Below are 1,086 nucleotides of genomic sequence, written 5' to 3' on the forward strand. Positions count from 1 at the left end.
CGTTTGTCTATTTCGAGTTTCAGACTGCTTTGCGCCACAGGGATAAAGGCTTGCTCATTGGCAAAGCCCGTGGAAACAAAGTCCACCCACACGCCACGTGCAGGCGCGTGCGTATCGCCGAAACGCGCCATCGCAAAGCGAAGGTCATCGACGTTTTGCTCCCAGATAGTTTCGTTATCACGACGAATGGCCACACGCGTGATATCGTCGTTTTCGGTTTCAAGCAGCATCGAACGTAAACGCACGTTAGCCCCGACAATCGGGAACTCATGACGCTGGGTGCCTGTTTGCGTATGCGTGATAGAGGTCTGGGTGTAACGCTGCTGAAAGAAACGCTCGGTCTGGTAGTCCACCACACGGGCGGTCGCCGTGAATTCGGGAATGTCTGGGTCGTTAGCGACTTTTTGCTTTACGCCGATTTTCAGCATCAGCAGTTCACCCGCTTGATGCACCAGTTCGCCACGACGAATACCTTGCAAGGTGCGCAAGGTTTCGTCTGCAAACGGAATGATCAAACGGGTTTGGGTGGCACCGCTTACGCCTTTGGCCTGAACAGGTAGGCCTTTTTTGGTATCGCGCTTATGAAAAAACGCCGCATCGATACCAATGATTTCTTTGTTGTTGCGCTCAAGGGAAACACGCCCTAAGCGTTGAAGCGGCAAATCAGTCACCACTTCGAGAGAGGCAAAGGCATGAAGGGTATTAATCTCCAGTACCGCTTGCTTGCCGTAGACTTGCCCCGAGCGAAACGGGTCTAAATCCATGGGGCGAACGTTAAACGCGCCTTTGGCGGCGGCAACGATGGCCGCTCGTTGTGCAATGGGTGATGGCATGGTGTGAATGTCCTTTGGTTGATAAATAACGTGTTGGGTCAGGCTTACAACGAGCCTTTATCCAGCCCCAGTGATTTACGCGGTTTTTCCAGCGCATCCACATTGGCGACCACCACCATCACTACCACCATAATGGTGACCGCGACGGCGATGGTTGACCATGCGCCTTTGTTTAATTTGAACATGGTGTCGAATCCTTTACTTAGCAGTACGTTAAACAGAACGTTGAACATGAAAAATGTCAGGTGTTGAA

At 51.8% G+C, this 1,086-nt stretch carries 2 protein-coding genes; both read right to left on the bottom strand.

What is annotated here, in order from left to right; translation table 11 throughout:
• Nucleotides 1-833, bottom strand: an 833-nt coding sequence (locus B5D35_RS23905; RefSeq protein WP_078754874.1) for a major capsid protein P2, incomplete at its 3' end; no start/stop codon positions are given.
• Nucleotides 834-877: 44 nt separating this feature from the next.
• The coding region (locus tag B5D35_RS24520) for a hypothetical protein (protein ID WP_212567574.1) at nucleotides 878-1,086 on the bottom strand (209 nt) is incomplete at its 5' end.

Source organism: Enterovibrio nigricans DSM 22720, from assembly GCF_900167155.1.
In the GTDB taxonomy this organism is placed as follows: domain Bacteria; phylum Pseudomonadota; class Gammaproteobacteria; order Enterobacterales; family Vibrionaceae; genus Enterovibrio; species Enterovibrio nigricans.